Genomic DNA, 26,470 nt, shown 5'->3' on the forward strand with positions numbered 1-26,470 from the left:
TCTAATAAACCTCCTCATCTGAGAGGACTTTATTTATGTCTTCGATTTTAAATCCCTTTCTGTATAGATAATTTTTGATTTTTAACTTATCATTTGTGGAAATACTTTTTTTTCTAATTAATTTTTGAATTACTTCTACTTCATTATCATATAGTTCAAAAAGTTTAAGCTCAACTAAAGAAGGTTCTACTCCCTTTCTTATAAGTTCATTGTAAATCCTATACTTGCTAAAAAGGCGATCTTTCTTTTCTTTTACGTATACCTCTGCGTAATATTCATCATCCAAATAATGCAAATCTATAAGCTTATTTACGACATCACTAATTACAGAATCGCTATATCCTTTTAAGCGAAGTTTCTCACATAGCTCTTTTTTTGTTTTCATAGCATAAGATAAAATTCTAATAGCATCGTTATATGCATTTTTAAACGTCAAGTAGTTTACATAATAATTATATTGTTCATTATCAATTTCAACGCCGCTCTCTAAATTAAACATTTCTTTTTCTTCATAAGAAACTGAAAAAGCGTATTTATCATCTATATAAACGTTGAATCGCATATTATCTTTTTTTTGTTTTTCTATATTTGTTATCTTCATTCAATCACCTTTTATAGAAAAATAACCCTCTACAGGGTTACTAATCTTGTTCAACTTCATCATCGATGACAGATTTTTTTGTTGTCACCAAAAGGTTGAAATTTTCTCTGATTTTGTTTTCTATCTCATCAGCAATTGCTTTGTTTTCCTTCAAATATTGTTTTGCATTTTCTCTGCCTTGTCCAAGCCTTATGTCACCATATGAATACCATGCACCACTTTTATCAATTATATCGATACTTGAAGCCAAATCTAAAATGCTTCCTTCTCTCGATATGCCTTCTCCATACATAATGTCGAATTCTGCTTGTTTAAATGGTGGCGCAACCTTATTTTTTACGACCTTTACCCGAGTTCTGTTTCCTACAATATCATTACCTTGTTTTATGCCATCCACTTTTCTTACATCTAGACGAATCGTAGAATAAAATTTTAATGCCCTTCCACCAGGTGTTGTTTCGGGATTTCCAAACATTACGCCAACTTTTTCTCTCAACTGATTTATAAATACAGCTACAGATTTTGTTTTGCTTATGACACCAGATAACTTTCTTAAAGCTTGCGACATAAGCCTTGCTTGAAGTCCAACATGTGCATCGCCCATGTCTCCATCTATCTCTGCTTTCGGTACGAGAGCAGCTACAGAGTCAATAACAATCACATCTACAGCGCCACTTCGAACTAAAGCTTCGACAATTTCAAGAGCCTGTTCACCAGTGTCCGGTTGAGAAACCAGCAAATTATCTATATTGACACCTACATTTTTAGCATACACAGGATCTAAAGCGTGTTCAGCATCTATAAAAGCACCTGTGCCTCCCAATTTCTGAGCCTCAGCTAATATATGTAATGCAATTGTCGTCTTGCCTGAAGACTCTGGACCAAATATTTCTATTATTCTTCCCCTTGGAACTCCCCCAACTCCTAAAGCTATGTCTAAATCTATAGAGCCAGTTGAAATCACATCGATATTAAGCTTGCTATTATCGCCAAGTCTCATTATGGAACCTTTCCCAAATTGTCTTTCAATTTGGCTTATGGCCATATCTAGGGCTTTTTGCTTTTCTATCATAATTTCTCCTCCCGCCAAAATTCGGCAATATTCATAATTCAATTATATATTAGTAACATTCAATAGTCAATTTTTAAACCGCTTAAATGTCTTCTAAGCATATCTAAAGCATTCATGGCAGAATTTAATCTTATTTTGTCTCTATTTCCATTTGAAATTATTTTTTTTATGTGTACCGCATCTTTATATGCTAAACCTATATAGACTAAGCCAACAGGTTTATTTGGCGTACCACCGCTGGGACCGGCTATACCTGTAATAGATAAACCGTAATCTGTTTTTGCAATATCTTTTACATTGACAGCCATTTCCCTAGCGGTTTCTTCGCTAACTGCTCCATACTTTTCTATGGTGTTTTTAGATACACCTAAAATTTCTTCTTTTGACTCGTTACTGTACGTTATAGCTCCAAATTTAAATATTTCAGACGCACCTGGTATATCAGTGATTTTTTTAGATAACAATCCACCCGTACATGATTCAGCAGTAGAAAGTGTGAGATTTTTTGTCTTTAATAAGTTTAAAACTACAGATTCCAATGTATCATCATCTACTCCAAAAATGTATTCGCCTAAAAGCTTTTTTATATTTTTTTCATATTCATCAATCATGTTTTTTGCTTTTAGAGGATCATCTGATTTTGCAGTTATTCTCAACGTGACAATTCCATTTCCAACAAGTGGAGCAACAGTAGGGTTCTGTGACACAAGCAAATTATTTACCATCTCATCAACTTGTGATTCACTAATGCCAAACATCTTTATTACTTTAGAAACAATTATTTCATCGCTTAGAGGCTTTAGATATGAATACACATAGTTTTTAAATATAGGTATTAATTCCGCTGGTGGACCAGGTAAAACAACTACTATATTTTTGTTTTTTTCTATAATGAAACCAGGAGCTGTACCATTGTCATTTGGTAAAATTTTAGCCCCTTCCGGGAATAAAGCCTGCTTGTAATTATTTTGAGTTAAATTTCTTTTTGACCTTTCAAAATATGATTGAATTTTAAGCTTTGTGTCAATGTCTTCAATAAGCCTTAATGAAAAAAACTCAGCAACAGTTTCCTTTGTTAAATCGTCTATTGTCGGTCCTAAACCACCTGTTAAAATTATCAAATCAGAACGTTCTGAAGCAATTTTAAGGCACTCTAAAAGTCTACTTTTATTGTCACCTACATTTGTTTGAAAATAAACATCTATTCCAAGTGTAGTTAACATCTCAGATATAAATTTTGAATTTGTGTTAGCAATTTGCCCTAAAAGAAGCTCTGTACCAACAGATATTATCTCACATTTCATAAAATGCACCTTCTCATCCTAAAATTATGTTTCTACATTTTACAACATAATCAATTCCAGAATAAACTGTAAAAAATAGCGCTAAGTACACAGCTATAGTCGAAAATGGAAAAAACACATATTCAAATGGATAATTATTTAACATCAGTGATATTATAGCGATGATTTGAAATGTCGTCTTATATTTGCCAAGATTGCTGGCTGCGATTACAACCCCTTTATCTGCTCCAACCGCTCTTAATCCAGTTATTATAAATTCCCTGCAAAGAATAACTATGACGATCCAACTTTGTATGCGATTTAGTTGTATTAAGACGATTAAAGCAGATGAAACCATAATTTTATCTACAAGAGGATCCATAAACTTACCTAAATTTGTAATTTGATTGTATTTTCTTGCTATATATCCATCTAACTTGTCAGTTAACGAAGCAACTAAAAATAAAGAAGCTGCAATTATGTTTGAGTATTTAATTCCTGACAACATTACTATTATAAAAAAAGGAACTAAAATCAATCTTGCAATTGTAATCTTATTTGCTGCGTTCACAACAACTCCCCCATTAGATCATAATCAAAAGCTTTTGTGATCTTGACCTTAGCAAAATCGCCAATGCTTAACTTCTTATGCGACTTAAAAAACGTCATTCCATCAATATCCGGAGCATCAATATAGCTTCTTCCATAATAAAGTCCATCTTTTTGTCCTTCCACCACTACTTCAAATTCACTGCCAATTAATCTCTTGTTATATTCAAGCGATATATTCTTTTGCAAAAGCATTATCTCATTATATCTTTTTTGCTTAATTTGTTCTGAAATTTGATTCTGCATATCATAAGCTTCAGTATCTTCCTCTCTGGAATATGTGAATACACCTAATTTATTAAACTTTTTCTCTACAATAAAATTTTTTAAATCGGCGAATTCATTCTCTGTTTCCCCTGGAAAACCAACAATAAACGTTGTTCTAATTATCATTCCAGGAATAGATTTAAGCTTTTCAATTGTATCTTCAATCTTTTTTCTCGTTGTATTTCTTTTCATTCGTCTTAAAACTTCATCATTTGAATGTTGCAACGGTATATCTATATATTTTAACACTTTTTCATTTGTCTTTATCTCATCAATAAGTTCATCTGTAATGCTGTCTGGATATGCATACAGTATTCTAATCCATTTTATTCCACTTATGTTTGCCAACTTCCTCAATAAAGTCGGCAACATGTATTTATTGTAGATATCAATGCCATACTTTGTTGTGTCTTGAGCAATTAATATTAACTCTTTGACACCATTTTCAGCTAATATCTTTGCTTCATTGAGCAAATCTTCCATTTTGACACTTCTGTAACGCCCTCTCAATTTTGGTATGATGCAGAATGAACACTTATTATTACATCCTTCTGAGATCTTCAAATATGCGTAATGTTTTGGCGTGCTTAATATTCTTGGTGAGTCTTTATCGTCCAATTCGTTTGCATGCCCATATTCTAAGATTCGCTTCCCCTTCAATGTATCTTCAATTACATCTGCAATTTTCAAAAAATCGCCAGTGCCTATTACAGCATCCAATTCAGGAAGACTTTTTAAAAGTTCATCTTTATATCTTTCTGATAAGCATCCAGATGCAATTAAAGATTTTAATCTCTTTTTCTTCAATTTGCCCATTTCTAGTATATAATCGATAGATTCTCTTTTTGCACTTTCGATGAATCCACATGTATTTATAATCAAAACGTCAGCATCATTTTCATTATTTACTATATTAAATCCTTTTTCCTTTATTATTCCTAACATTTTCTCTGAGTCAACGATATTTTTCGCACATCCAAGAGATATTATTCCGACATTTACCATTTGAAGCTCCTTCCTTAACCTTTTTGTATTTACAAAGAAAAGTATATACCATATAAACCACATTGTAAAGAAATATTAACCGTTTATTATTCTTTTTATTTCTTCTTCTGATAGCAATATTTGCCTTGGTTTAGAGCCGTCGTATCCACTTATTATTCCCTTTTGCTCCATCTGATCTATTATTCTTGCAGCTCTTGCATAGCCTATCCTAAGCCTTCTTTGCAGCATGGATATGGAAGCTTGTCCAGTTTCTACAATTACTTTAATTGCATCATTCATCAATTCATCTTCTTCTATTTCTTTGTTTAATGTACTTTTTGACTCGACGATTATTTCTTCATATTTTGGCTCATTAGCATTTGACTTTAAGAAATTTACGATTTCTTCAACTTCTTTATCCGAAATAAATGCACCTTGTACACGAATTGGTTTGGATTCGCCAATCGGGTAATAAAGCATGTCTCCCTTTCCTAACAATTTCTCAGCACCAGACATGTCTAAAATAGTTCTCGAATCTATTTGTGATGAAACAGCAAAAGAGATCCTAGACGGTATATTTGCTTTTATGACACCAGTTATAACATCTACTGATGGCCTTTGTGTAGCAATTACTAAATATATACCTGCAGCTCTTGCCATTTGGGCCAATCTACATATGTATTCTTCCACTTCTGCTGGTGAAACCATCATGAGATCTGATAATTCATCTACAATAACGACTATCTTAGGCATTGTGTCAATGCCATGAATTTTATTATACCCATCAATGTCCCTTACATTGTTTTCTGCAAATGCTTTATATCTTTCTGTCATTTCATTTACTGCCCAATTAAGGACACCAGCGGCTTTTTTAGGATCTGTAACAACAGGCGTTAGCAAATGCGGTATGCCATTGTAAATATTCAATTCGACAACTTTAGGATCTATTAAAATCATTTTGACTTTATCAGGGGAAGCTTTGTACAATAAACTTACAATTAGAGTATTAATACAAACACTTTTGCCTGAACCCGTAGCACCAGCAATCAACAAGTGAGGCATTTTTGATAAATCAGCTATAACTATGTTCCCAGCAATGTCTTTACCTAACCCTATTGTTAAATCGGACTTGCTTTCCCTAAATTTTTTAGTATCTATAACTTCTCTAAGTGTTACAACAGATATTTTTTCATTTGGTACTTCAATCCCAATTGCAGATTTTCCTGGGATTGGTGCTTCTATTCTAACGGAAGGCGCTGCAAGACTTAATGCAATATCGTCTGTTAAACTAACTATTCTGCTGACTTTGACTCCAGGGCTTGGTTGCAATTCAAATCTTGTAATAGCTGGCCCTCTGCTGACTTGCACTACTTTAGCATCAATGGCAAAATTTTTAAGTGTTTCTTCCAATTTCTTAGCATTTTCTATGATTAAATTATTGTTAACTCTTTGGTGTGGTATACCTTCTTTAAGCAATTCTATGGGTGGATAAATATAATTCTCGTAAGTTTTCCCTTTATTTTCTATCTTTGAGATTTTGGCTTCATCTTCGCTATGGTCTTTTTTCTCATCTATTTCTTCTTCTAAGTACGGTTGTATTATCTTTAATTGTTGTTCTTCGCTATTTGCAACTTTTTTTCTGGATAATTTTTTTTCATCTGGTTTTTCTACAATTTCAGGTAGCATATTTTCATGACTAAATTCTAATGTCTTTTTTTTGTTTTTATATTTTTCTATAAGCTTAGACATCTGTCTATATACTGATTTTATGCTTTCAATAAGTGATATATCTGTAAGAAGTATGATGCTGATGACTAATGTAGAAATCAGAAATAACCAGCTTCCTATAACTCCCAAAAACTTAACAAGTACAAAGACAGTTATGGCAGAAACAATTCCTCCGCCTGACCCATTTAGTCCATGCTTAATGCTATCTAAAACATAATTTTTAAAATAGCCAATGTTATAATAAAAATATATCTGAACCATATTTATAAAACACAGAAATGTTATTAATAAACATATGATTCTTTTATAGTCTAAAAAATTCTTATTTTTAAATAAAAGAAATAATGAATACACTAAAATTAATAGCGATATTGCATACGCGCCTACGCCGAAAAGGCTTTTTAATAAAATTACCAATTCTTTCCCTACTATTCCTGTCTTGTCAGAATAAAGGCTTATCATAGAAATAATCGAAAAAGTAAGCAAAATTATTCCAACTATTTCATTATTGTATTTTTCTTTAGTCTTTGATTTCATAATTATCACCCAATAATTAATTCTACATTTTATATAAAAATCCTTTTTATCAAAAAAATAGATGTGTTAAACACATCTATTATAGCACAATTTGATTTTTTTTGAAATCAATTGTAGTTCCAGGTGCGTATTTAGTTTTTAGATAATCGTTTGGATTTGTAGAGTACATTCTTATTATTTTATATTTATCCTCTTCTTTTTCTAAAATGAATGTTTTTCCTTCCATATATATTTCAATATAATTATCTTTTATTTCATCACATTTTTGAAAGACGAGTTCGTAAGGAATTATAGTGTATAGCATAAAATCACCTATTTTCTTTCTCTTTAATTAATTGTTGAAGTTTTTCAATTGCTTCTGAAACACCTCCAACTTCATCGATCAATCCATAGTCTACTGCTTCTTTTCCAACCAGGATAGTTCCAACATCATTTGCCAGCTCTCCTATCTTTAGCATAAGATTCATAAAAGCATCTCTTTTAATTCTTGAATTTCTTATTACAAATTCAACTATTCTATCCTGCATTTTATTAAAATAATCGAATGTCTGAGGCACGCCTATAACTAAACCTGTCATTCTTATTGGATGTATAGTCATTGTTGCGCTGGGAACAATGAAAGAGTAATTTGACGAAACTGCAAGGGGTACACCTATGCTGTGTCCACCACCTAATACGATTGAAACTGTAGGCTTTGACAAACTGGAAATCATTTCGGCGATAGCCAAACCGGCTTCTACATCTCCGCCAACTGTGTTTAACAAGATTAAAAGACCCTTTATCTGAGGATTTTCTTCAATTGCTACTAATTGCGGTATTATATGTTCATATTTCGTAGTCTTATTCTGTGGCGGTAATATCATGTGTCCTTCTATTTGTCCTATTATTGTCAGACAATGAATACTACTTTCGAAATTTGGCAAATTCGTCTGTCCAAAGCTCTGTATATTCTGCTGTACTGCCGTACCAGTTTGCACAGGTAAATCTTCATTTTTTAATATACCCATTTTATCACTCTCCTATAAAATTAGTATAAAAAAATTAGTGCATATTATGCACTAATTATAGCTTTCAAGCTTAAATTCATCGTGCAAAACCTTCACAGCTATATCTGCCTTATCTTGACTTACAAGACATGAAATAGTATTGTGAGAATCTGCCGTTTGAAAAATCTCTATATTATTATCAGATAATGCTTTTATTATTCTGGCCATAACACCTGGAACACCACGTATTCTATTACCAATTATCGAAACTTTGCTGCAATTTTTCCTTATCGCGTATTTAACATCATTTTCTTTTAACAGTGTTTCTAATTTTGATAAATCAGCTTCCGATATGGTGAATATTTTCTTATCAGGAAAGACATTTATAAGGTCAATACTGATTTTAGCTTCTGCAATCTTCCCAAAAATATCTTTATCATCTCTATTTAATTCAATAATAACTTGAACTCTATTGTTCATATTAGCTATACCTGTAACAAGGTTATCAGAGTCATAAATGTTATTGTAAACATTGTTGTATTGAGTAATAATAGTTCCCGGACTATCGCTCATTGTATTTTTTATTACTAAAGGTATATTGCCTCGCATCGCAATTTCTACAGCTCGAGGATGTATCACTTTTGCACCTTGTTCCGCCAATTGAAAAACTTCATTATAGCTTATTCGCTTCAATATATGAGCATTTGAGACGATTCTGGGATCTGCTGTCATGATTCCATCTACATCTGTATAAATTTCTACGGCATATGCTTTCAATGCTTCACCTAATAATGCAGCAGTCGTATCACTGCCACCTCTGCCTAAAGTCGTTATATCACCATCAACTGTAATACCTTGAAATCCAGCCACTACAGGAATTATATTTTGATTTAATGCGTCAATAAGATATTGTGGTTCTACTCTTATTATTTCTGCATCTCCAAAATTATCATCCGTAATTATTCCCGCTTGTCCTCCAGTAAAAACTTTTGATTTATAGCCTTTGCTCATCAATACATTTGAAAATATGACACTTGAAATAATTTCACCACATGACATTAAAATATCAAGTTCTCTTTTAGGAGTATCCTTATATATTGACTTGGCAAAATTTATTAAAGTATCAGTTGCATACGGATCTCCACTTCTTCCTATTGCAGATACTACTACCACTGGCATGAATCCTTGTTCAATAGCATCTACTACTTTTGATACCGCCATATTTCTTCTTTCAGACGTTGAGACAGATGTGCCACCAAATTTCTGAACAATAATATTCGTAATAACCACCCTTTCATATACATCATGCAAAATAAAATAAATTTAATATTATTATACTTTATTATGCTAATAAAGGAAAGGATATTTTCCTTTCCTTTATTAGCGATCATAAAAATTTCCTCATTTTATCAAGCTCTACTTCCACAATTATCATATCATTTCCTATCTTTTTTATATACTCCCAAGGAATCTCTATGTAATTAGGCCTGCTTCTGAAAATAGATCCTTTTGTTTCATAGACAACAATTGAATTAATCTTTCCAGTATTTTCATCGATTATAAGATCTGAATCTTCAATTAAACCAAGCCTTTTGCCATCATTTAAGTTTACAATTTCTTTGTTGCCAAATTCACTTAGCCTCATCGTATCCTCCTTTCTCATCTATAATCCTGTATGTCCGAAGCCATTCTCTCCTCTTAAAGTTTCGTCCAATTCATCCACTTCAACAATTTCCGGTATTTCTACTTTATTTATTATCATTTGTGCGATTCTAAGTCCTCTCTTAACTATAAAATCAATTTTTCCAAAGTTTATCAATATCAATTTAATTTCTCCTCTATAATCAGAGTCTATAGTACCCGGAGAATTCAACATGGTTATACCGTTATTTAACGCAAGTCCACTCCGTGGACGAATTTGTGCTTCATAACCTTCAGGCAACTGTATCATAATACCTGTTCCTATCAATTTTATTTCTCCAGGTTTAATAACCACGTCTTCATCTACTTTTGCATATAAGTCGATACCTGCGGCTCCATTGCTCATATATTTTGGCAAAGGCAAATCTTTCGCATCATCTGTTTTTTTTATTTTCAAAAGCAATTTATTATTCAATTTTCATCCATCCTATCTGATTTTCGTTTATATCACCGACAACTGAAATCCCCAATTGCTCAATATTAAATATCTTTTTCGCAAGATTGTTGTTAACATCATCATATGTAATTGAATCGATTTTATCTATAATATCATTGACAGTATAAACTTTTTTTAAAAAAAGCAGAGATTTGCCTATCGATGACATTCTGCTGCTAATACTATCCATATCCATTAAAATGCTAATTTTTAGCTGTTCTTTAAATTTGTTTACCTCAAATTCCGAAAAGCCATCATTTTTTACTTTTAAAATTTCCTCTATGATCAGTTCATAAACCGATTTTAAATTTTCAGTTGCAGTACTTGCAAAAATGGTAAAAGCACCTGTGTCAATATATGTAGACGGATAAGAGTAGATCGAATATACTAACCCTTCTTCTTCGCGAATTTTTTGAAACAGTCTGGAACTCATTCCTCCTCCGAATGCATTGCTAACAATAGATAAAGTATATATGCTGTCAAATGAATAATTTATGCCAGGCATACTTATACATATGTTTACTTGCTCATAGTCTTTGCTTTTTAATACTATACCTTTATTCCAGTCAGGTTTGTCTAATGAAATGGCATTATTACAAGAATTTATATATAAAGTCTTTCTTGATATAATATCAAATATAGAGTCATCAAAATTCCCTGCAATTGAAATCACAATATTGTCTTTAATGTAATTATCTCTATAAAATTTGACGATCATGTCTCTATCAAAAGATTTTACAGTATCTTCATAGCCAAGAACAGGATATGATAATGGGTTACCTTTCCAGGTAAGCTTTGCCAACATATCATAAGCGACATCCTCTGGAGAATCATTATTCATGTTTATTTCTTCCAACACTACATTTTTTTCTTTCTCTATATCTTCACTTTTAAAAAGTGGATTAAACACCATATCGAAAAGTACATCAACTGCTTTTTCTGTGTATGAATTATACACTTTAACATAAAAGCAAGTGCTTTCTTTCCCTGTGAATCCATTTAACTGTCCACCGATATTATCAATTTCTTCCGCTATATCTTTTGCGCTTCTATTTTTTGAACCTTTAAATACCATGTGTTCAATAAAATGTGATATTCCATTATTCTCTTTATTTTCATAACGAGAACCAACTTTAATCCATATTCCTATATACACTGAATTAACGTATGGCATCTTATAAGCTACCACATTAACATCGTTAATTTTCTTTTGTATGTACATTTACTACCTCCTCATTTATTTTAGAACATTTGAAACGCTAGTTATTTCATAACCTTTGCTTTCCAATTCTTTGATCATAGTAGGCAGCGCTTCTACAGTGCCTTTTGTCGGATGCATCAAAACGATAGCGCCATTATGAGCTTTTTTTACAACTCTATCGATAATATTATTAACACCTGGGTTGCTCCAATCTATAGTATCTAAACTCCATAAGATTACTTTATAGCCAAGATCTTCAGCAGTTTTTACCACATCATCATTAAAATCACCGTATGGTGGAGCAAAAAGATTAGGTTTTTTTCCAGTTATTTTAAAAAGCACATCACCTGCTTTTGATATATCCGCTGCATATTTTTCCCTGCTCCACTGCGTATACTTAACGTGTGTATACCCATGACTTGCTATCTCATGTCCATCGGTTGCAATTTGTCTTACTATCTCTGGATTTTTCTCAGCCCATTGCCCCTCAAAAAAGAATGTTATTTTTATGTTGTTTGATTTAAATATTTCTAACATCTTTGGAATATACTCATTCCCCCACGCTACGTTGCAAGCAAAAGCTATCTTTTTACTATTTGCATCGCCTTTATAAATAGGGTCATTTGTTTTAAACGTAGAAATAGAATGATTAACTAACATCCCTAATAAGATTATCGCAATAATTATTATTAAAATCAATATTACGGTAGTTTTTTTGGGATATTTTATATAATATATCTTCAACACTAACACCACCTAATCTATTTTCTTAATAAATTTTATTAGGTGATGTTATCAGATATTACTTTTTTATTGAATATTAATAAATAAAAAACATAAACCATAAGCGGTTTATGCATTTACACTTCTTTGTCACTTTTAGTTTCTTCTGGCAAAGCATCTTTCCTCGATAAATTAATCCGTCCTTGTTTATCAATTTCTGTCACTTTTACCAAAATTTCATCACCAATATTTACCACATCTTCGACTTTATTCACATGTTTTTTATCTAACTTAGATATGTGAACCAATCCTTCTTTACCAGGAGCAATTTCTACAAAAGCGCCAAATGAAGCCAGTCTTGTCACTTTTCCTAAATAAATTGAACCTACTTCTACATCTTTTGTTATTGCTTCAATGATCATTTTAGCTTTCTCGCCAGCTTTTAAATCGGTTGATGATATAAATACTCTACCATCGTCTTCTATATCTATTTTAACACCTGTATCTGCTATTATTTTGTTTATTGTCTTGCCACCTGCTCCAATTATATCCCTTATTTTTTCAGGATCGACGTTTAAGCTTATAATCCTTGGAGCATAAGGAGATAATTCCTTTCTTGGCTCTTTTATAGTTTCTAACATCTTATTCAATATGAATAACCTACCTTTTCGAGCCTTTTCTAAAGCTAACGAAAGGATATCGCGATCGATGCCAGCTATCTTTATATCCATTTGTATTGCCGTTATTCCTTTTTCAGTACCTGCAACTTTGAAATCCATGTCACCAAGAAAGTCTTCTATTCCCTGTATATCTGTCAGTATAGATACTATATCGCCCTCTTTAATAAGACCCATTGCAACGCCTGCAACTGGTGCTTTAATTGGAACACCAGCATCCATAAGGGCCAATGTACTTCCGCATACACTTGCTTGTGAAGTTGAACCATTTGAGCTTAACACTTCAGAAACCAATCTGATTGTGTAAGGAAATTCCTCCTCTGAAGGTATCATAGGCTCTAATGCCCTCTCAGCCAGTGCACCATGCCCTATTTCTCTCCTTCCTGGACCTCTTAATGGCCTCGTTTCACCTACGCTAAAAGGAGGGAAATTATAATGATGCATATATCTCTTAGATTCTTCGTCACCTAAACCATCGAGAATTTGTATATCGCCAAGAGGACCTAATGTTGCCACTGTCATAACTTGCGTCTGACCACGAGTAAATATAGCTGAACCATGTGTACGAGGCAAAACGCCGACATCGCATGTTATTGGCCTTATATCATCTAAACCTCTACCATCTACTCTTATTTTTTCTTCAGTGATCATTTTTCGCATCTGTTCTTTTGTAATTGTATATAAAACTTCATCAATATCTGCAAGGTTGTCTGGATATTCATCTTTAAAATGTTCTAAAACTTCTTCCTCAACTTTGTCTATATTATCGTTTCTTTCCTTCTTCTCTTCTGTTCTCAAAGCATTATATATTTTTTCAGTTGCAAATTCCCTAACCTGTTGTTCTAAGTTAGCATCTATTTCATGTACTATTACTTCCGCTTTTGGAAGTCCTACTTCTTTTACAATGCCTTCTATAAATTCTACTATCTGTTTTATGTATTCATGAGCGTACATTATTGCATCTAACATTACTTCTTCTGGAACTTCATTGGCACCAGCCTCAACCATCATTATGGCATCTTTTGTGCCTGAAACAGTCAAATGCAGATCACTTTTTTCTCTCGCTTTTAAGTCAGGATTTATTATGAAATTCCCATCTACAAGCGCTACTGATACAGAACCTGTAGGCCCGTTAAAAGGAATATCAGATATGGATAAAGCAACTGAAGAACCTATCATTGCCACTATCTCCGGCTGAACATCAGGGTCTACAGATAAAACAGTAGCAATAACCTGCACATCATTCCTATATCCATGTGGAAATAATGGTCTTATTGGTCTGTCTATTAATCTGGACGTCAATATTGCTTTCTCAGTAGGTTTACCTTCCCGTTTAATAAAACCACCAGGTATTTTACCTACGGAATAAAGCCTCTCTTCATAATCAACACTTAAAGGGAAAAAGTCAACTCCTTCTCTTGGTTCTTTAGAAGCGCAAGCAGTAACCAGCACAACTGTATCACCATATCTAACAAGAGCGCTACCATTAGCTAGTTGTGCAAGTTTTCCAGTTTGAACGATTAATTTTCTCCCTGCAAGATCGAGTTCAAAAATCCTTTCCATATTATCCTCCTTTCATCCTTTTAATATATTTTTTCAAATATTTGAGCATTAATACAGAAAAAAGAGCGAGGTTACCCGCTCTATTTTCTTAAATCTAACTTTTCAACGATGGCACGGTACCTATCCATATCTTTCTTCATTAGATAATTTAATAATCCTCTTCTCTGACCAACCATCTTAAGCAAGCCGCGTCTTGAATGATGATCTTTTTTATGAACTTTTAAATGTTCATTTAAAGAGTTAATCCTCTCAGTGAGTAAAGCAATCTGAACTTCTGGAGAACCAGTGTCTTTCTCATGAATCCTATTCTCAGCGATTATTTCATTTTTTCTCTCTTTGTTTAGCATGATTTCACCTCCACTCATAAATTCGCCAAATAGCATTGACATCGCCGGTGAACGAATATCAAAGCTATGGTAATCACGGATATAATTTTATCACAAAAAATCAATTATGTAAAATATATTTATAAGATTTTGCTAAAGCATAATCATTTTTCATCTGTTCTATAAGTTCTTTTTCGCTATTGAATTTTATTTCATTTCGAACACGCTTAATAAATTCAATTTCTATAAACAGCCCATAAATATTTTCATTAAAATCTAAAATATACGTTTCAACAGATAAATTATTGACATTAAAAGTCGGATTTATTCCAATATTTGTTATACCGAGAAAGCGTCTATTGCCTATTTTTACTTTCGTTATATACACGCCATTTAATGGTAAGATACAATCCCTGTCTATCCTAATATTAGCTGTTGGGAATCCTAACTTTCTTCCGATTTTTCTACCACTAATGACATACCCTTCTAAGCTAAAATATCTCCCAAGACATTTGCTTGCTTCTTCTACATTTCCTTCCTGGATCAAAGAACGTATAAAGCTACTACTTATTGGAATATCGTTCAATTTTATAGGTTCAACAATATATACTTCATAATTATAAATCTTCGAAAAATTTTTTAAAAGTGAAACATCACCATTAGCATTGTATCCAAATCTATAATTATCCCCTACAACTGCAATTTTCATATTTAACTTGTTAATTAAAATGTTCTCAATAAAAGCCTTTGGAGATAACAATGAAAAATCCTTATTAAAGTCATAAATTATAGCGTAATCTAAATTAAATTTAGAAAATTCCTCTATCTTTTTCCTATTAGTCGTCAATAGCTTTTGATAATCATTTTTGTATATTGTCTTTGTCGTATGGTGTTTAAATGTAAATACAGAGCTCATCATTTTATTTGTTTTTGACAATTCTACTGATTTTTTAATTAGTTCTTGATGTCCAAGATGGATACCATCAAAGTTTCCAAGAGCGATTACTTTTTTATCATTGTATTTTTCTGTATTGTACTCATCTATTATTATCACTTAGCCATCAGCTCCAAATAACAATCGTTCGACATAGATTCTATCACCTACAACTTTGCCAACGCCAACAAAGAAATGTTCTGGACTGTACAATTTTATAAATTCAGCATCTACATCTGTGTATTTATTTTTCACAGGATTGCCATGCACAATCTTATGATAATCATCATTGCTAAGACAAACATCAGGAAATGTTATAATATCATCCATTTTCATTATTTTATATTTTCCATCTACAATTTCTTCTAATGTAAATGAATTTTCTAAAGTAAATGATCCAGCGCTTGTTCTAATAAGCATTGACATATATCCTGAAATATTCAAATAATCACAAATATCACGAACAAGAGCTCTTACATATGTTCCTTTTGAACATTTTACGTCAAACATGATTTTGTACGGTGCTTCGTAAGATAGCACATTAATGTCATATATAGTCACAAGAGAAGGCTTGATATCAATAGTTTTGCCTTCTCGTGCATATTGATAAAGTTTTTTTCCATCAACTTTTTTAGCAGAGTAAATAGGTGGAATCTGTAAAATATCGCCTTTAAATGCATTTTCAATTTCTGATATTTTATACTGTTCCAAAATTTTAACAGGCGTTACACTTGTAATATTTCCAAATTTATCAATGCTGTCTGTAGAGAAACCAAAAGTTATTTCTGCTCTATACGTCTTTGTTTGTGATACTACATACTGAGCCAATTTCGTTGCTTTACCTATACATATAGGCAATACACCTGCTGCTCCCGGATCAAGTGTTCCCAAATGGCCTATTTTTTTTATATTAAGATTTCTCCTTAAAAATGATATTACATCATGAGATGTCATACCTGGCGGCTTCAAAACATTTAAAAAACCATCCATTTTTAATCACTCATCTACTTCAGATTTTATTAAATCTAAAATTTTTTCTTTTACATCATTTATACTGCCTTTTACTAAGAATCCTGATGCTCTTACATGACCACCACCGCCAAATTCTTTAGCTAGTTTATTTACATCCACATACTTTTTAGAGCGTAAACTTCCTTTTACAAAATCGTCTTTTTCAACCAGCATAACAGCGATTTCCACACTATCTATATCTCTTCCATAATTTATAATATTCTCTACATCTTCTAATTTTGTATTTGTGCTAAGAAAATCTTCATTTGATATCTCCATATACGCAACTTTTCCATCAAAATAAAGTTCCATATTGTTTATAACTCTGCCTATTAACTTAAGCTTCTCATATTTAATATTATGAAAAACAATATTGGATATTTTATCCACAGAAGCACCGTTATTTATTAAATCACCAGCAACTTCATGAGTAAATGATGTAGTTGAGCCATACATAAAATGTCCCGTGTCTGTAACAACTCCAACATACAGACATTCTGCAATTTCTTGGTCCAAATCAATACCTAATATTTTTATCAATTGATATACTATCTCAGATGACGAAGCTGCATTTGTATCTACATAATTCATAGTAGCATACAAAGTATTTGAAATATGATGATCTATATTTATTGACTTAGGAACTTTTCTAAGCAATTCTTTTGCCTTTCCCATTCTATCTGAATCAGCGCAATCTACAGCTATAAGCAAATCTGCTGATATGTCAAATGGTTTTGTGATTTTATCTGTGTATGGCATAAATCTATAGATCTCAGGTATATCATCATCAATAAATATAGATACATCTTTTCTCAATTTATTCATGGCCTTGTATAATGCAGTAACACATCCTATTCCATCACCATCAGGTGATACATGCGTTACAATAGCTATTTTTTCAGCTTCTCTTATTGAATCCAACATATCATTTAAAATCATTTGTCTTCACTCTCTTGACTATCTAAATCTCTTAAAATCTTAGAAATATGAGCACCATATTCTATCGAATTATCAAGTTCGAAAATCAATTCAGGAGTATATCTTAACTTAATTCTTTTTCCTAATTCATGTCTTATAAAACCAGTTGCACTTTTTAAACCTTCTATAGTGTTTTTCTTCTCGTCATCATTTCCATAAACGCTAATATAAATTTTTGCATAACGCAAATCTTTTGAAACCTCGATATCTGTTATGCTAGTCATACTGCTTATCCTTGGATCCTTTATCTCTTCGAATATCATTTGGCTTACTTCTTTTTTTATTTCTTCTGATAAACGTCCAATTCTGTACTGCACATTAATTCATCCTTTCAACGAGGTATTTCCTCCATCTGATATGCTTCCAGCACATCACCTTCTTTTATGTCATTAAATCTTTCTATACCGATTCCACATTCAAAACCAGATTGTACTTCTTTTACATCATCTTTAAATCTCTTTAACGAAGATATTTTCCCTTCAAAAATCACTATGCCATCTCTTACTAATCTTATGTTTGCATTTCTGGAAATTTTACCTTCTACAACATAGCATCCAGCCACATTCCCTACATTAGGAACTCTAAATACTGCTCTTACTTCTGCTTTACCTAATTCTTTTTCTCTATACTCTGGTTCCAACATACCCTTCATAGCTGCTTTTAAATCATCAATTGCATCATAGATTACTCTATATAACCTTATATCGACTTTCTCTTTTTCTGCTAAAGACTTAGCCTTGCTATCAGGTCTTACATTAAAACCGATTATTATAGCATTAGACGCGGAAGCAAACATAACATCAGTTTCAGTAATAGCACCAACCGCTCCATGGATAACTCTAAGTCTAACATCATCATTACTCAATTGCTCAATTGAGCTTTTTAATGCTTCCACAGAACCCTGCACGTCAGCTTTTAATATTATATTTAACTCTTTTACATTGCCTTCTTTTATTTGATTAAATAGTTCATCAAGAGATATCTTTTGCTTTTGCATCATTTCTTCTTCTCTAAACTTTTCCTTGCGTTTTTCGGCAATTGAACGAGCTTTTTTCTCATCATCCAATACAACAAGTATGTCTCCTGCCTTTGGAACATCAGATAGTCCCAAAACTTCAACAGGTATTGATGGTGATGCTTTTTTAACCTTCCTACCTTTATCGTCAAACATTGCTCTCACTTTTCCATAAGCTGTGCCAGCAATTATTACATCACCTGTTTTTAGTGTTCCCTTTTGTACTAAAACTGTTGCAACAGGACCTCTGTTTTTGTCAAGTTGTGCTTCAATGATTGTACCTCTGGCTGGCCTATTTGGATTTGCCTTTAATTCTAACATTTCCGCTTCCAACAATATCATTTCAAGCAAATCATCAAGCCCAATATTTTTTTGCGCTGAAACATTGACACATATTGTACTTCCGCCCCAATCCTCTGGCACCAAACCATATTCCACCAATTCTTGCTTAACTCTATCTGGGTTCGCATTAGGTTTATCAATTTTATTTATGGCTACAATTATCGGAACATTTGCAGCTTTAGCATGGTTTATTGCTTCTATTGTTTGAGGCATAACACCATCATCCGCTGCTACAACTAATACAGCAATATCAGTCACGCTGGCACCTCTCGCTCTCATAGCCGTAAATGCTTCATGTCCTGGTGTATCCAAAAACACGACTTTTTTGCCATTTATTTCTACAACAGATGCACCAATGTGTTGCGTAATTCCTCCAGCTTCACGTTGAGTAACGTTTGTCTTTCTGATTGCATCCAGCAAGGATGTTTTTCCATGATCTACATGACCCATCACAGTTATTACAGGTGGTCTGGGCAGAAGATCTTTTTCGTCATCTTCTTTGTCTATGATTTCAAGATTATCTTCATTTTCCTCTTTTTTTTCTAATAAAAAGCCATACTCTTCAGCGATTTGCGAGGCATTTTCATAGTCTATTTGTTGATTTATTGTCACCATTATTCCTTTGGATATCAATTTCTTTATGATATCTGAAGGATTTATTTTCATTTTTTCAGATAGCTCTTTAACAGTTATAAACGCAGGTATCGATATTATTTTAACAGAATCATCTTGTGGTTTATTGTTATCGTCCTTTGCTTTTTTGGCATCTGACTTTTTTTGCTTTTTGTTAGACTTTTTAGGCTTTTCATCAATTTCGTCATATTCTTCTACTAATTCATCGGTCTCTTTTTCCTCTTTTTCGGTCAATAAATCTATTATTAAACTTACTTCATCATCTTCTAACGTGCTCATATGATTTTTTACATTAATATCTAAATCATTTAACTTCGAAATCAATTCCTTGCTCGTAATTTTTAGTTCTTTTGCCAACTCATAAACTCTTGTCTTTGACATTTTATTCACCTCCATTAGTTAGAACCTCCTTTGCTTCAGCTAATAGTTTGTTAGATAGGTTTTCATCTGTAATGCCAATCACCGCTGTATCGTCTCTCCCTATGCTTTTGCCGATATAAGACATATTACCAGCGATTATATATAAAATGTTTTTAGAATTACATAAAGATATAAACTTTTTCTTTGTATTTTCAGAAGCATCTTCCGCTATAATAACAAGACGAACACTTGATTTAGCAATTCCTTTTTCAACTGGCAACCTTCCCGGCAATAATTTTCCTGCTCTCCTGCACAACCCCAGCATAGAATAAAATTTATTCATTTGAAACCTCTTTTCTGATTTGTTCAATAATATCTTCAGTTAATGAAGTTTCCAATGCCCTTTCTATTTTTTTTTGATTTTAAGGCTTTTTCTACACAATCAATGTTTTTGCAGACATAGCAACCTCTCCCAGATAACTTACCTGTCAAATCAACTTGGACTTCATTGCTATGCGCTTTTTTGACGATTCGAAGCAACTCTCTCTTTGGCTTCATTTCCTGGCAACCAAGACACATTCTCATTGGAACTTTTTTGGACTTCACGTTATCAACCCCAACCTTTAAGATTTAGCAGTAGATTCACTTGTTATGTCTATTTTCCATCCTGTTAGCTTAGCAGCTAATCTTACATTTTGTCCTTCTTTGCCAATTGCAAGAGAAAGCTGATAATCAGGTACGACGACTCTTGCTATTTTTTCTTTTTCATCAATATCAATACTTAAAACTTTAGCCGGACTTAAAGCGTTAGTTACAAATTCCTGTGGTTTTGAGCTCCATTTTACGATATCTATCTTTTCACCCTTTAGCTCATTTACAACAGCTTGTACCCTTGCGCCTTTGTAACCTACACATGAACCTACGGGATCAACATTTTCGTCTTTTGCATATACAGCCATTTTCGTCCTTGAACCAGGCTCTCTCGAAATACTTCGAATTTCGACGATACCTTGTTGCAATTCTGGTACCTCCATCTCAAAAAGCCTTTTTACTAATCCTGGATGCGAACGTGATATAAGTATTTGCGGACCTTTTGTAGTCTTTTTAACTTCTACTATATAGACTTTTATTCTATCTCCATGTTTGTAGGTTTCGTTTGGAATCTGCTCATTTGGTGTCAAAGTAGCTTCAGTTTTACCTAAATCAACTAAAACATTCTTTTTTTCTATTCTTTCTACGATTCCAGTGACTATTTCTGATTCCTTGCTTAAAAAGTCTTCATACACAATGCCTCGTTCTGCTTCTCTTATTCTTTGAACAACAACCTGTTTAGCATTTTGTGCTGCTATTCTCCCAAAAGATTTTGGCGTAACTTCAATATCAACGGTATCACCAACAAGGTATTTCTTACTTAATTTTTGAGCTTCTTCCAAACTTATTTCAAGCAAATCATTGTACACATTTTCGACAACTGTTTTTTGAGCATAGACTTTAACATCGCCAGTTTCTCTATCCATCTTTACTTTGACATTCTGAGCTGTTCCATAGTTTTTTTTGTACGCCGAAACCAATGCAGCTTCTATTGCTTCAAACATCGTTTCTTTCGGAATGCCTTTATCTTTGCAAATTTGTTCAAGTGCTTCAATAAATTCACTATTCATTATTTTCCCTCCTTTAATCTAAAATTTTATAACAGGTTTAACCAAACTAACATTTTTTATATCAAATTCTCTTTTCCCGCCATCATCAACAATGATTACTTTATCATCTTCAAGGCCTAAAAGCTCCCCTTCATACTTTTTCTTTTTATCTATCGGTTGATATAATGAAACTTCAACTAAGCTGCCTTTGAATTTTTCAAAATCCCGTTTTGTTTTTAATGGTCTATCTATTCCTGGTGAAGAAACTTCAAGTATATAGCTATTATCTATTGGATCTACTTCATCCAGCTTTTCACTTAAATATTCACTTATAATTTGACAATCGTCTAAGCTAACTCCTCCATCTTTGTCTATATAAACTCTTAGATACCAATTGTTGCCTTCTTTTTTGTATTCAACATCAACCAATTCAAAATTGTTTTTTTCTATGGCGGGAGTAACAAGCTGTCTTGTCAACTCTTCAATCTTTGACAATTTGATAACCTCCTTGTAGCTCATTATTTTATATATATAATACGAAAGAGTGGGAAACCCCACTCTTAAGTTCCATCTCTATTTTGCCATATCAATTATAACATACACAAATAACCAATGCAACATTAAAATAAACTTAATTGATTTGATTCAGGAATATCCTGCAAACAACCATGCTGCTTTAAAATGTCAATAACAGTTTTGCTGATTCTCGTTCTATTTCTCAGGTCTTCTATTGATAAAAATTTGCCTTTTTCCCTCTCTTCAGCTATTATCTTCGCTGCTTGCTTGCCTATACCTTCCAATGAGTTCAATGGAGGTAATATGCCATCTTTTGTAATTAAAAATTTTACTGCATCAGATTTATATAAATCAATATTTGTGAATCTTAGACCTCTAAGGTACATTTCGAGGCCAACCTCTAATATTGTCAATAAGCTTTTCTCTTTTGCCGTAGCATTATTGCCCTTTGATTCAATTAGCCTTATATTTTCCTTGATTTTCTCTAATGAATCCATCATATCTAAATTAAACTCATCAGCTCTAACAGTAAAATAGGTAGCATAAAAAGCCTCAGGGTGGTGCACTTTAAAATAAGCTATCCTAAAAGCCATTATGACATAGGCAACTGCATGGGCTTTAGGAAACATGTACTTGATTTTTTGACATGACTGAATAAACCAATCAGGCACATTATGGTTTTTCATTTCTTCTATTTCTTCATCTTTGATGCCTTTCCCTTTTCTAACGCTTTCCATTATCTTAAAAGACAGTTTCTTATCAAGCCCTTTGCTGATAAGAAATAACATTATATCATCTCTTGTAGAGATTACCTCTTTAAGTGTGGCTTTGCCTTCTTTTATTATGTCCTGTGCGTTATTAAGCCAAACATCCGTGCCATGTGATAGTCCGCTTATTCTTACAAGTTCTGCAAAAGTTGTGGGCTTTGTATCAACCAGCATTTGTCTTACAAATTTCGTTCCAAATTCAGGCAATCCTAAAGTGCCTACTGTACAATTTATATCTTCTGGATTTATGTTAAGTGCTTCTACACTTGTAAAAAGGCTCATCGTCTTTTTATCATCTAATGGTATTTCTCTGGCATTGATTCCTGTCAAATCTTCCAGCATTCTTATTACAGTAGGATCATCATGACCAAGTATATCAAGCTTAAGCAATCTTCCGCTTATAGAATGATAATCAAAGTGTGTTGTTATTATGTCTGAATCTTGTGCATCTGCAGGATGCTGTATTGGTGTAAAATCGTAAATATCTTTGTCTTTAGGAACGACCATAACGCCACCTGGATGTTGCCCTGTAGTCCTTTTGGCACCAGTACAACCCATGACTAACCTCTTGATTTCTGCATTATGAACCGTTAAATTTTTTTCTTCGAAATACTTTTTCACAAAGCCGTATGCTGTTTTATCAGCCAATGTACCAATAGTTCCAGCTCTAAAGACGTGACCTGTACCAAATATTTCTTCTGTGTACTTATGTGCTATCGGTTGATAATCTCCTGAAAAGTTTAAATCTATATCTGGTTCTTTATCCCCTTCAAATCCAAGGAACACTTCAAATGGAATATCATGCCCATCTTTTCTCATCTTTGTTCCGCATTGTGGACAATCTTTATCAGGCATATCCACACCAGAACCATAACTTCCGTCTAATATAAACTCCGAGTGCTTGCAATGAGGGCAGATATAATGAGGTGGCAGTGGGTTAACCTCGGTTATTCCACTCATGGTTGCCACAAATGATGAACCGACTGAACCCCTTGAACCAACTAAATAACCATCACTCAGTGATTTTGTAACTAACTTTTGAGCTATAATATACATGACAGCATAGCCATTATTTATGATAGAATTTAACTCTTTGTCCAGCCTTTTTTCAACTATTTCTGGCAATTTTTCACCGTATATTTCATGAGCTTTGTTTAATGTCAATTTCCTAAGCTCTTCTTCTGCACCTTCTATTGACGGAGGAAATGTTCCATCTGGTATTGGTTTAACATCTTCTATAGAATCTACTATTTGATTAGGATTGTCTATGACAATCTCCTTTGCAATCTCTCTATCAAAATAATCAAATTCTCGCAGCATTTCATCAGTTGTTCTGAAATAAAGTGGTGGTTGTCTATCAGCATCTTTAAACCCCTTTCCATACATGAGTATTTTTCGATACACATTATCCCAAGGGTCTAAAAAATGTACATCACACGTTGCAACAACCGGCTTTTTGAGTTGTTTGCCTAAATCATAAATTCTTTTATTTATTTTAATCAATTCTTCTTTGTTTTTTACCTCACCCTTATCAATTAAAAATTCGTTATTTCCTAAGGGTTGCACTTCTAAATAATCATAATAACTGATGATTTCATGTAATTTATCGTCGTCAAGATTTGATATAAGTCCTCTAAAGACTTCGCCTTGTTCACAAGCAGAACCAATTAACAATCCTTCTCTCATTTGCGACAAAAGACTTTTAGGAATTCTCGGATTTCTATGAAAATACTCCAAATTTGACCTTGATACCAATTCATAGAGATTTCTCAACCCCTTTTGATTCTTGACAAGTATAATCACATGATATGTAGGCATTTTTTTTATGTCAACCTTGTTTTTTAAATAATCATTTATTTCATTTACTTTTTCTATTCCGCTTTCTTTCAGCTTATTGATGCTTTTAATAAAAATTTCAGCAGTTGCTTTAGCATCGTCTACGGCTCTATGATGATTTTCAAGTGACACACCAAGATGCTGCGCTACAGTATCCAGTTTGTAATTTTTTAGATTTTCATACATGTGCCTACTTAACTCTAAAGTGTCTAAAACGGGATTGTCCACTTCCATACCAAGATTTCTGGCCTTTGTCTTTATAAAAGTCACATCAAAGTTTGCATTATGCGCTACAAGAATAGAATCCTTTATAAAGTCCAAAAATTTAGGCAAAATTTCTTCAATAGATGGGTACTCTTTAACCATGTCGTCTGTTATGCCAGTCAATTTTGTTATAAATTTAGATATGTGAACTTGTGGATTCACAAAAGTCTCGAATGTATCTACTATTTGACAATTTTTTATCTTAACAGCCCCAATTTCAATAATATTGTCATTAATGCTTGAAAGACCGGTAGTTTCAATGTCAAATACAACAAAGCTGCCATCGATAGTCGTAGATGTGCTTCCGCTGACGATTGGAACACCATCGTTGACAAGATAACCCTCTACACCGTAGATGACTTTAACACCATATTTTTTCGCAGCACTTTGAGCTTCAGGATAAGCCTGCAATACAGCATGATCTGTTATTGCAATCGCTTTGTGCCCCCACTCTGATGCCCTTCTGATTAAAGACTCTGCAGAGCTTACTCCATCCATGCTGCTCATTTGAGTATGTACATGCAGCTCTACCCTTTTTTGTGGATGAGAATCTACTCTGACAGATTTCTCGCACAGTTCTACGTCTTTAGCATTCAATATTAGATCTCTTTCATATTTATCGTAAATAACAGTACCACGCACTTTTACATTGCTTCCTATTGTCAATCTGTCCTTGATTAAATTGTATTTTTCACCATTTAAAAATGCTTTAACTGTAAATGAAGATGTAGTATCAGTAATATCAAAAGTCATCAGATATTTAGATTTTATTTCGCGAAAATCTATTGAAAAAATTTCACCTTTTATTGCAACATCATCGCCTTCTTGAAATACATCGCAGATCTTTACAACTTCTGTATTTATTTCTTTTCCAAGCAATACTTTGCTGTCATTATCATCCACGTCACTTTCAATTTTTTGGCTACTTTCTGTAGGACTTGTGATGATGTTATTTGCCAAGATTTCTTCGTCCTTTTTGATTTCTTCATGAAGTTTGTCATATATTGCTTCATCAAAATCTAAAGCAAAATTTACGTCTAGATCATAATATTCTTTTATCAATTCGCCAATGTACGCATCGATTTTGTTTTTCTTAAGAAAATTAAAAGATACTTCATTTGATGCCTTTATTATTACATGTTCCTCATCTTTAATCGATACATGACATGATTTTATAAAGCTTAAAGTGCCAGGATATTTTTCACTGGCTTTTTTTATAATATCGTCCCAATAATCATTTAAAATGGAATACACATCAATGTTATTTGTGCCTATAAATTCAAATTCTATATTAGAAAGTAGAGGGATTTTTGATTTGATAGTAGATTTTAAAGATTCTAATTTTGAAACATCTTTTTTAAAATTGAAAGGCAAAAACAGTATAAGCTTTCTTTCCTTTAGACATAAACTTATCTTATTTATTTTTATATCGCTTATACCTAATTCCTCTTTAAGAAAAGAAGGTAGCATCAAAACGCAC

Annotated in this window: 24 protein-coding genes and 1 pseudogene; all 25 read right to left on the reverse strand. The window is 32.9% G+C overall.

Annotated features, from left to right (window positions below):
• Position 1: 1 nt before the first annotated feature.
• The gene (locus BVF91_RS02400) at positions 2–601 is read right to left on the reverse strand and encodes a RecX family transcriptional regulator (protein ID WP_085111936.1); all 600 of its coding nucleotides are present in this window, start codon (positions 599–601) and stop codon (positions 2–4) included.
• Positions 602–641: 40 nt separating this feature from the next.
• Positions 642–1,673, reverse strand: coding sequence for a recombinase RecA (gene recA / locus BVF91_RS02405; protein WP_085111937.1), 1,032 nt, complete (start codon positions 1,671–1,673; stop codon positions 642–644).
• 59 nt (positions 1,674–1,732) lie between these two features.
• Positions 1,733–2,977 (reverse strand): competence/damage-inducible protein A, encoded by a 1,245-nt coding sequence (locus tag BVF91_RS02410; protein WP_085111938.1) that lies wholly within the window; start codon positions 2,975–2,977, stop codon positions 1,733–1,735.
• Positions 2,978–2,990: 13 nt separating this feature from the next.
• The gene (gene pgsA, locus BVF91_RS02415; RefSeq protein WP_085111939.1) at positions 2,991–3,527 is read right to left on the reverse strand and encodes a CDP-diacylglycerol--glycerol-3-phosphate 3-phosphatidyltransferase; all 537 of its coding nucleotides are present in this window, start codon (positions 3,525–3,527) and stop codon (positions 2,991–2,993) included.
• Entirely contained in the window at positions 3,524–4,837 is a 1,314-nt protein-coding gene (gene rimO / locus BVF91_RS02420; protein ID WP_085111940.1) for a 30S ribosomal protein S12 methylthiotransferase RimO, read from the reverse strand. Before rimO ends, pgsA begins: the two co-directional genes overlap by 4 nt.
• Before the next feature lie 75 nt (positions 4,838–4,912).
• The gene (locus tag BVF91_RS02425; RefSeq protein WP_085111941.1) at positions 4,913–7,081 is read right to left on the reverse strand and encodes an FtsK/SpoIIIE family DNA translocase; all 2,169 of its coding nucleotides are present in this window, start codon (positions 7,079–7,081) and stop codon (positions 4,913–4,915) included.
• A gap of 79 nt (positions 7,082–7,160) precedes the next feature.
• Positions 7,161–7,385: a YlzJ-like family protein gene (locus BVF91_RS02430; protein ID WP_085111942.1), complete on the reverse strand. Its 225-nt coding sequence runs from the start codon at positions 7,383–7,385 to the stop codon at positions 7,161–7,163.
• A gap of 4 nt (positions 7,386–7,389) precedes the next feature.
• Entirely contained in the window at positions 7,390–8,088 is a 699-nt protein-coding gene (locus BVF91_RS02435) for a ClpP family protease (RefSeq protein WP_085111943.1), read from the reverse strand.
• 51 nt (positions 8,089–8,139) lie between these two features.
• Positions 8,140–9,357 carry an aspartate kinase gene (gene dapG / locus BVF91_RS02440; protein WP_276204887.1) on the reverse strand — a complete coding sequence of 406 codons (1,218 nt, stop codon included), beginning with the start codon at positions 9,355–9,357 and terminating at the stop codon, positions 8,140–8,142.
• Between the two features lie 97 nt (positions 9,358–9,454).
• Positions 9,455–9,712, reverse strand: coding sequence for a YlmC/YmxH family sporulation protein (locus BVF91_RS02445; RefSeq protein ID WP_085111945.1), 258 nt, complete (start codon positions 9,710–9,712; stop codon positions 9,455–9,457).
• Between the two features lie 18 nt (positions 9,713–9,730).
• A complete protein-coding gene (dut, locus tag BVF91_RS02450) occupies positions 9,731–10,183 on the reverse strand; it encodes a dUTP diphosphatase (protein ID WP_085111946.1) in 453 nt (150 codons plus the stop codon).
• A complete protein-coding gene (locus BVF91_RS02455) occupies positions 10,176–11,426 on the reverse strand; it encodes a M16 family metallopeptidase (RefSeq protein WP_085111947.1) in 1,251 nt (416 codons plus the stop codon). Before BVF91_RS02455 ends, dut begins: the two co-directional genes overlap by 8 nt.
• Positions 11,427–11,441: 15 nt before the next feature.
• A complete protein-coding gene (locus tag BVF91_RS02460) occupies positions 11,442–12,149 on the reverse strand; it encodes a polysaccharide deacetylase family protein (RefSeq protein ID WP_085111948.1) in 708 nt (235 codons plus the stop codon).
• A 116-nt stretch (positions 12,150–12,265) separates the two neighbouring features.
• The gene (locus BVF91_RS02465; protein WP_085111949.1) at positions 12,266–14,368 is read right to left on the reverse strand and encodes a polyribonucleotide nucleotidyltransferase; all 2,103 of its coding nucleotides are present in this window, start codon (positions 14,366–14,368) and stop codon (positions 12,266–12,268) included.
• Between the two features lie 80 nt (positions 14,369–14,448).
• A complete protein-coding gene (gene rpsO / locus BVF91_RS02470; protein ID WP_013788055.1) occupies positions 14,449–14,715 on the reverse strand; it encodes a 30S ribosomal protein S15 in 267 nt (88 codons plus the stop codon).
• 100 nt (positions 14,716–14,815) lie between these two features.
• A complete protein-coding gene (locus BVF91_RS02475) occupies positions 14,816–15,748 on the reverse strand; it encodes a bifunctional riboflavin kinase/FAD synthetase (protein WP_085111950.1) in 933 nt (310 codons plus the stop codon).
• Positions 15,749–16,618: a tRNA pseudouridine(55) synthase TruB gene (truB, locus tag BVF91_RS02480; RefSeq protein WP_085111951.1), complete on the reverse strand. Its 870-nt coding sequence runs from the start codon at positions 16,616–16,618 to the stop codon at positions 15,749–15,751.
• Positions 16,619–16,624: 6 nt separating this feature from the next.
• Positions 16,625–17,578, reverse strand: coding sequence for a DHH family phosphoesterase (locus BVF91_RS02485; RefSeq protein ID WP_085111952.1), 954 nt, complete (start codon positions 17,576–17,578; stop codon positions 16,625–16,627).
• The gene (gene rbfA / locus BVF91_RS02490; protein ID WP_014758690.1) at positions 17,575–17,934 is read right to left on the reverse strand and encodes a 30S ribosome-binding factor RbfA; all 360 of its coding nucleotides are present in this window, start codon (positions 17,932–17,934) and stop codon (positions 17,575–17,577) included. The genes BVF91_RS02485 and rbfA overlap by 4 nt, the downstream gene beginning before the upstream one ends.
• Positions 17,935–17,948: 14 nt before the next feature.
• Positions 17,949–20,003 carry a translation initiation factor IF-2 gene (infB, locus tag BVF91_RS02495; RefSeq protein WP_085111953.1) on the reverse strand — a complete coding sequence of 685 codons (2,055 nt, stop codon included), beginning with the start codon at positions 20,001–20,003 and terminating at the stop codon, positions 17,949–17,951.
• Complete coding sequence (locus BVF91_RS02500) at positions 19,990–20,310, reverse strand: L7Ae/L30e/S12e/Gadd45 family ribosomal protein (protein WP_014758688.1); 321 nt, start codon at positions 20,308–20,310, stop codon at positions 19,990–19,992. The genes infB and BVF91_RS02500 overlap by 14 nt, the downstream gene beginning before the upstream one ends.
• Positions 20,303–20,573, reverse strand: a pseudogene (gene rnpM / locus BVF91_RS02505) (RNase P modulator RnpM). The gene BVF91_RS02500 and the pseudogene rnpM overlap by 8 nt, the downstream one beginning before the upstream one ends.
• A gap of 17 nt (positions 20,574–20,590) precedes the next feature.
• A complete protein-coding gene (gene nusA, locus BVF91_RS02510; protein ID WP_045408210.1) occupies positions 20,591–21,628 on the reverse strand; it encodes a transcription termination factor NusA in 1,038 nt (345 codons plus the stop codon).
• An 18-nt stretch (positions 21,629–21,646) separates the two neighbouring features.
• The gene (gene rimP / locus BVF91_RS02515) at positions 21,647–22,102 is read right to left on the reverse strand and encodes a ribosome maturation factor RimP (RefSeq protein ID WP_014758686.1); all 456 of its coding nucleotides are present in this window, start codon (positions 22,100–22,102) and stop codon (positions 21,647–21,649) included.
• Positions 22,103–22,227: 125 nt separating this feature from the next.
• A complete protein-coding gene (locus BVF91_RS02520) occupies positions 22,228–26,460 on the reverse strand; it encodes a PolC-type DNA polymerase III (protein ID WP_085111954.1) in 4,233 nt (1,410 codons plus the stop codon).
• Positions 26,461–26,470: the final 10 nt, after the last annotated feature.

This window comes from Thermoanaerobacterium sp. PSU-2, assembly GCF_002102475.1.
Taxonomy (GTDB): Bacteria; Bacillota; Thermoanaerobacteria; order Thermoanaerobacterales; family Thermoanaerobacteraceae; genus Thermoanaerobacterium.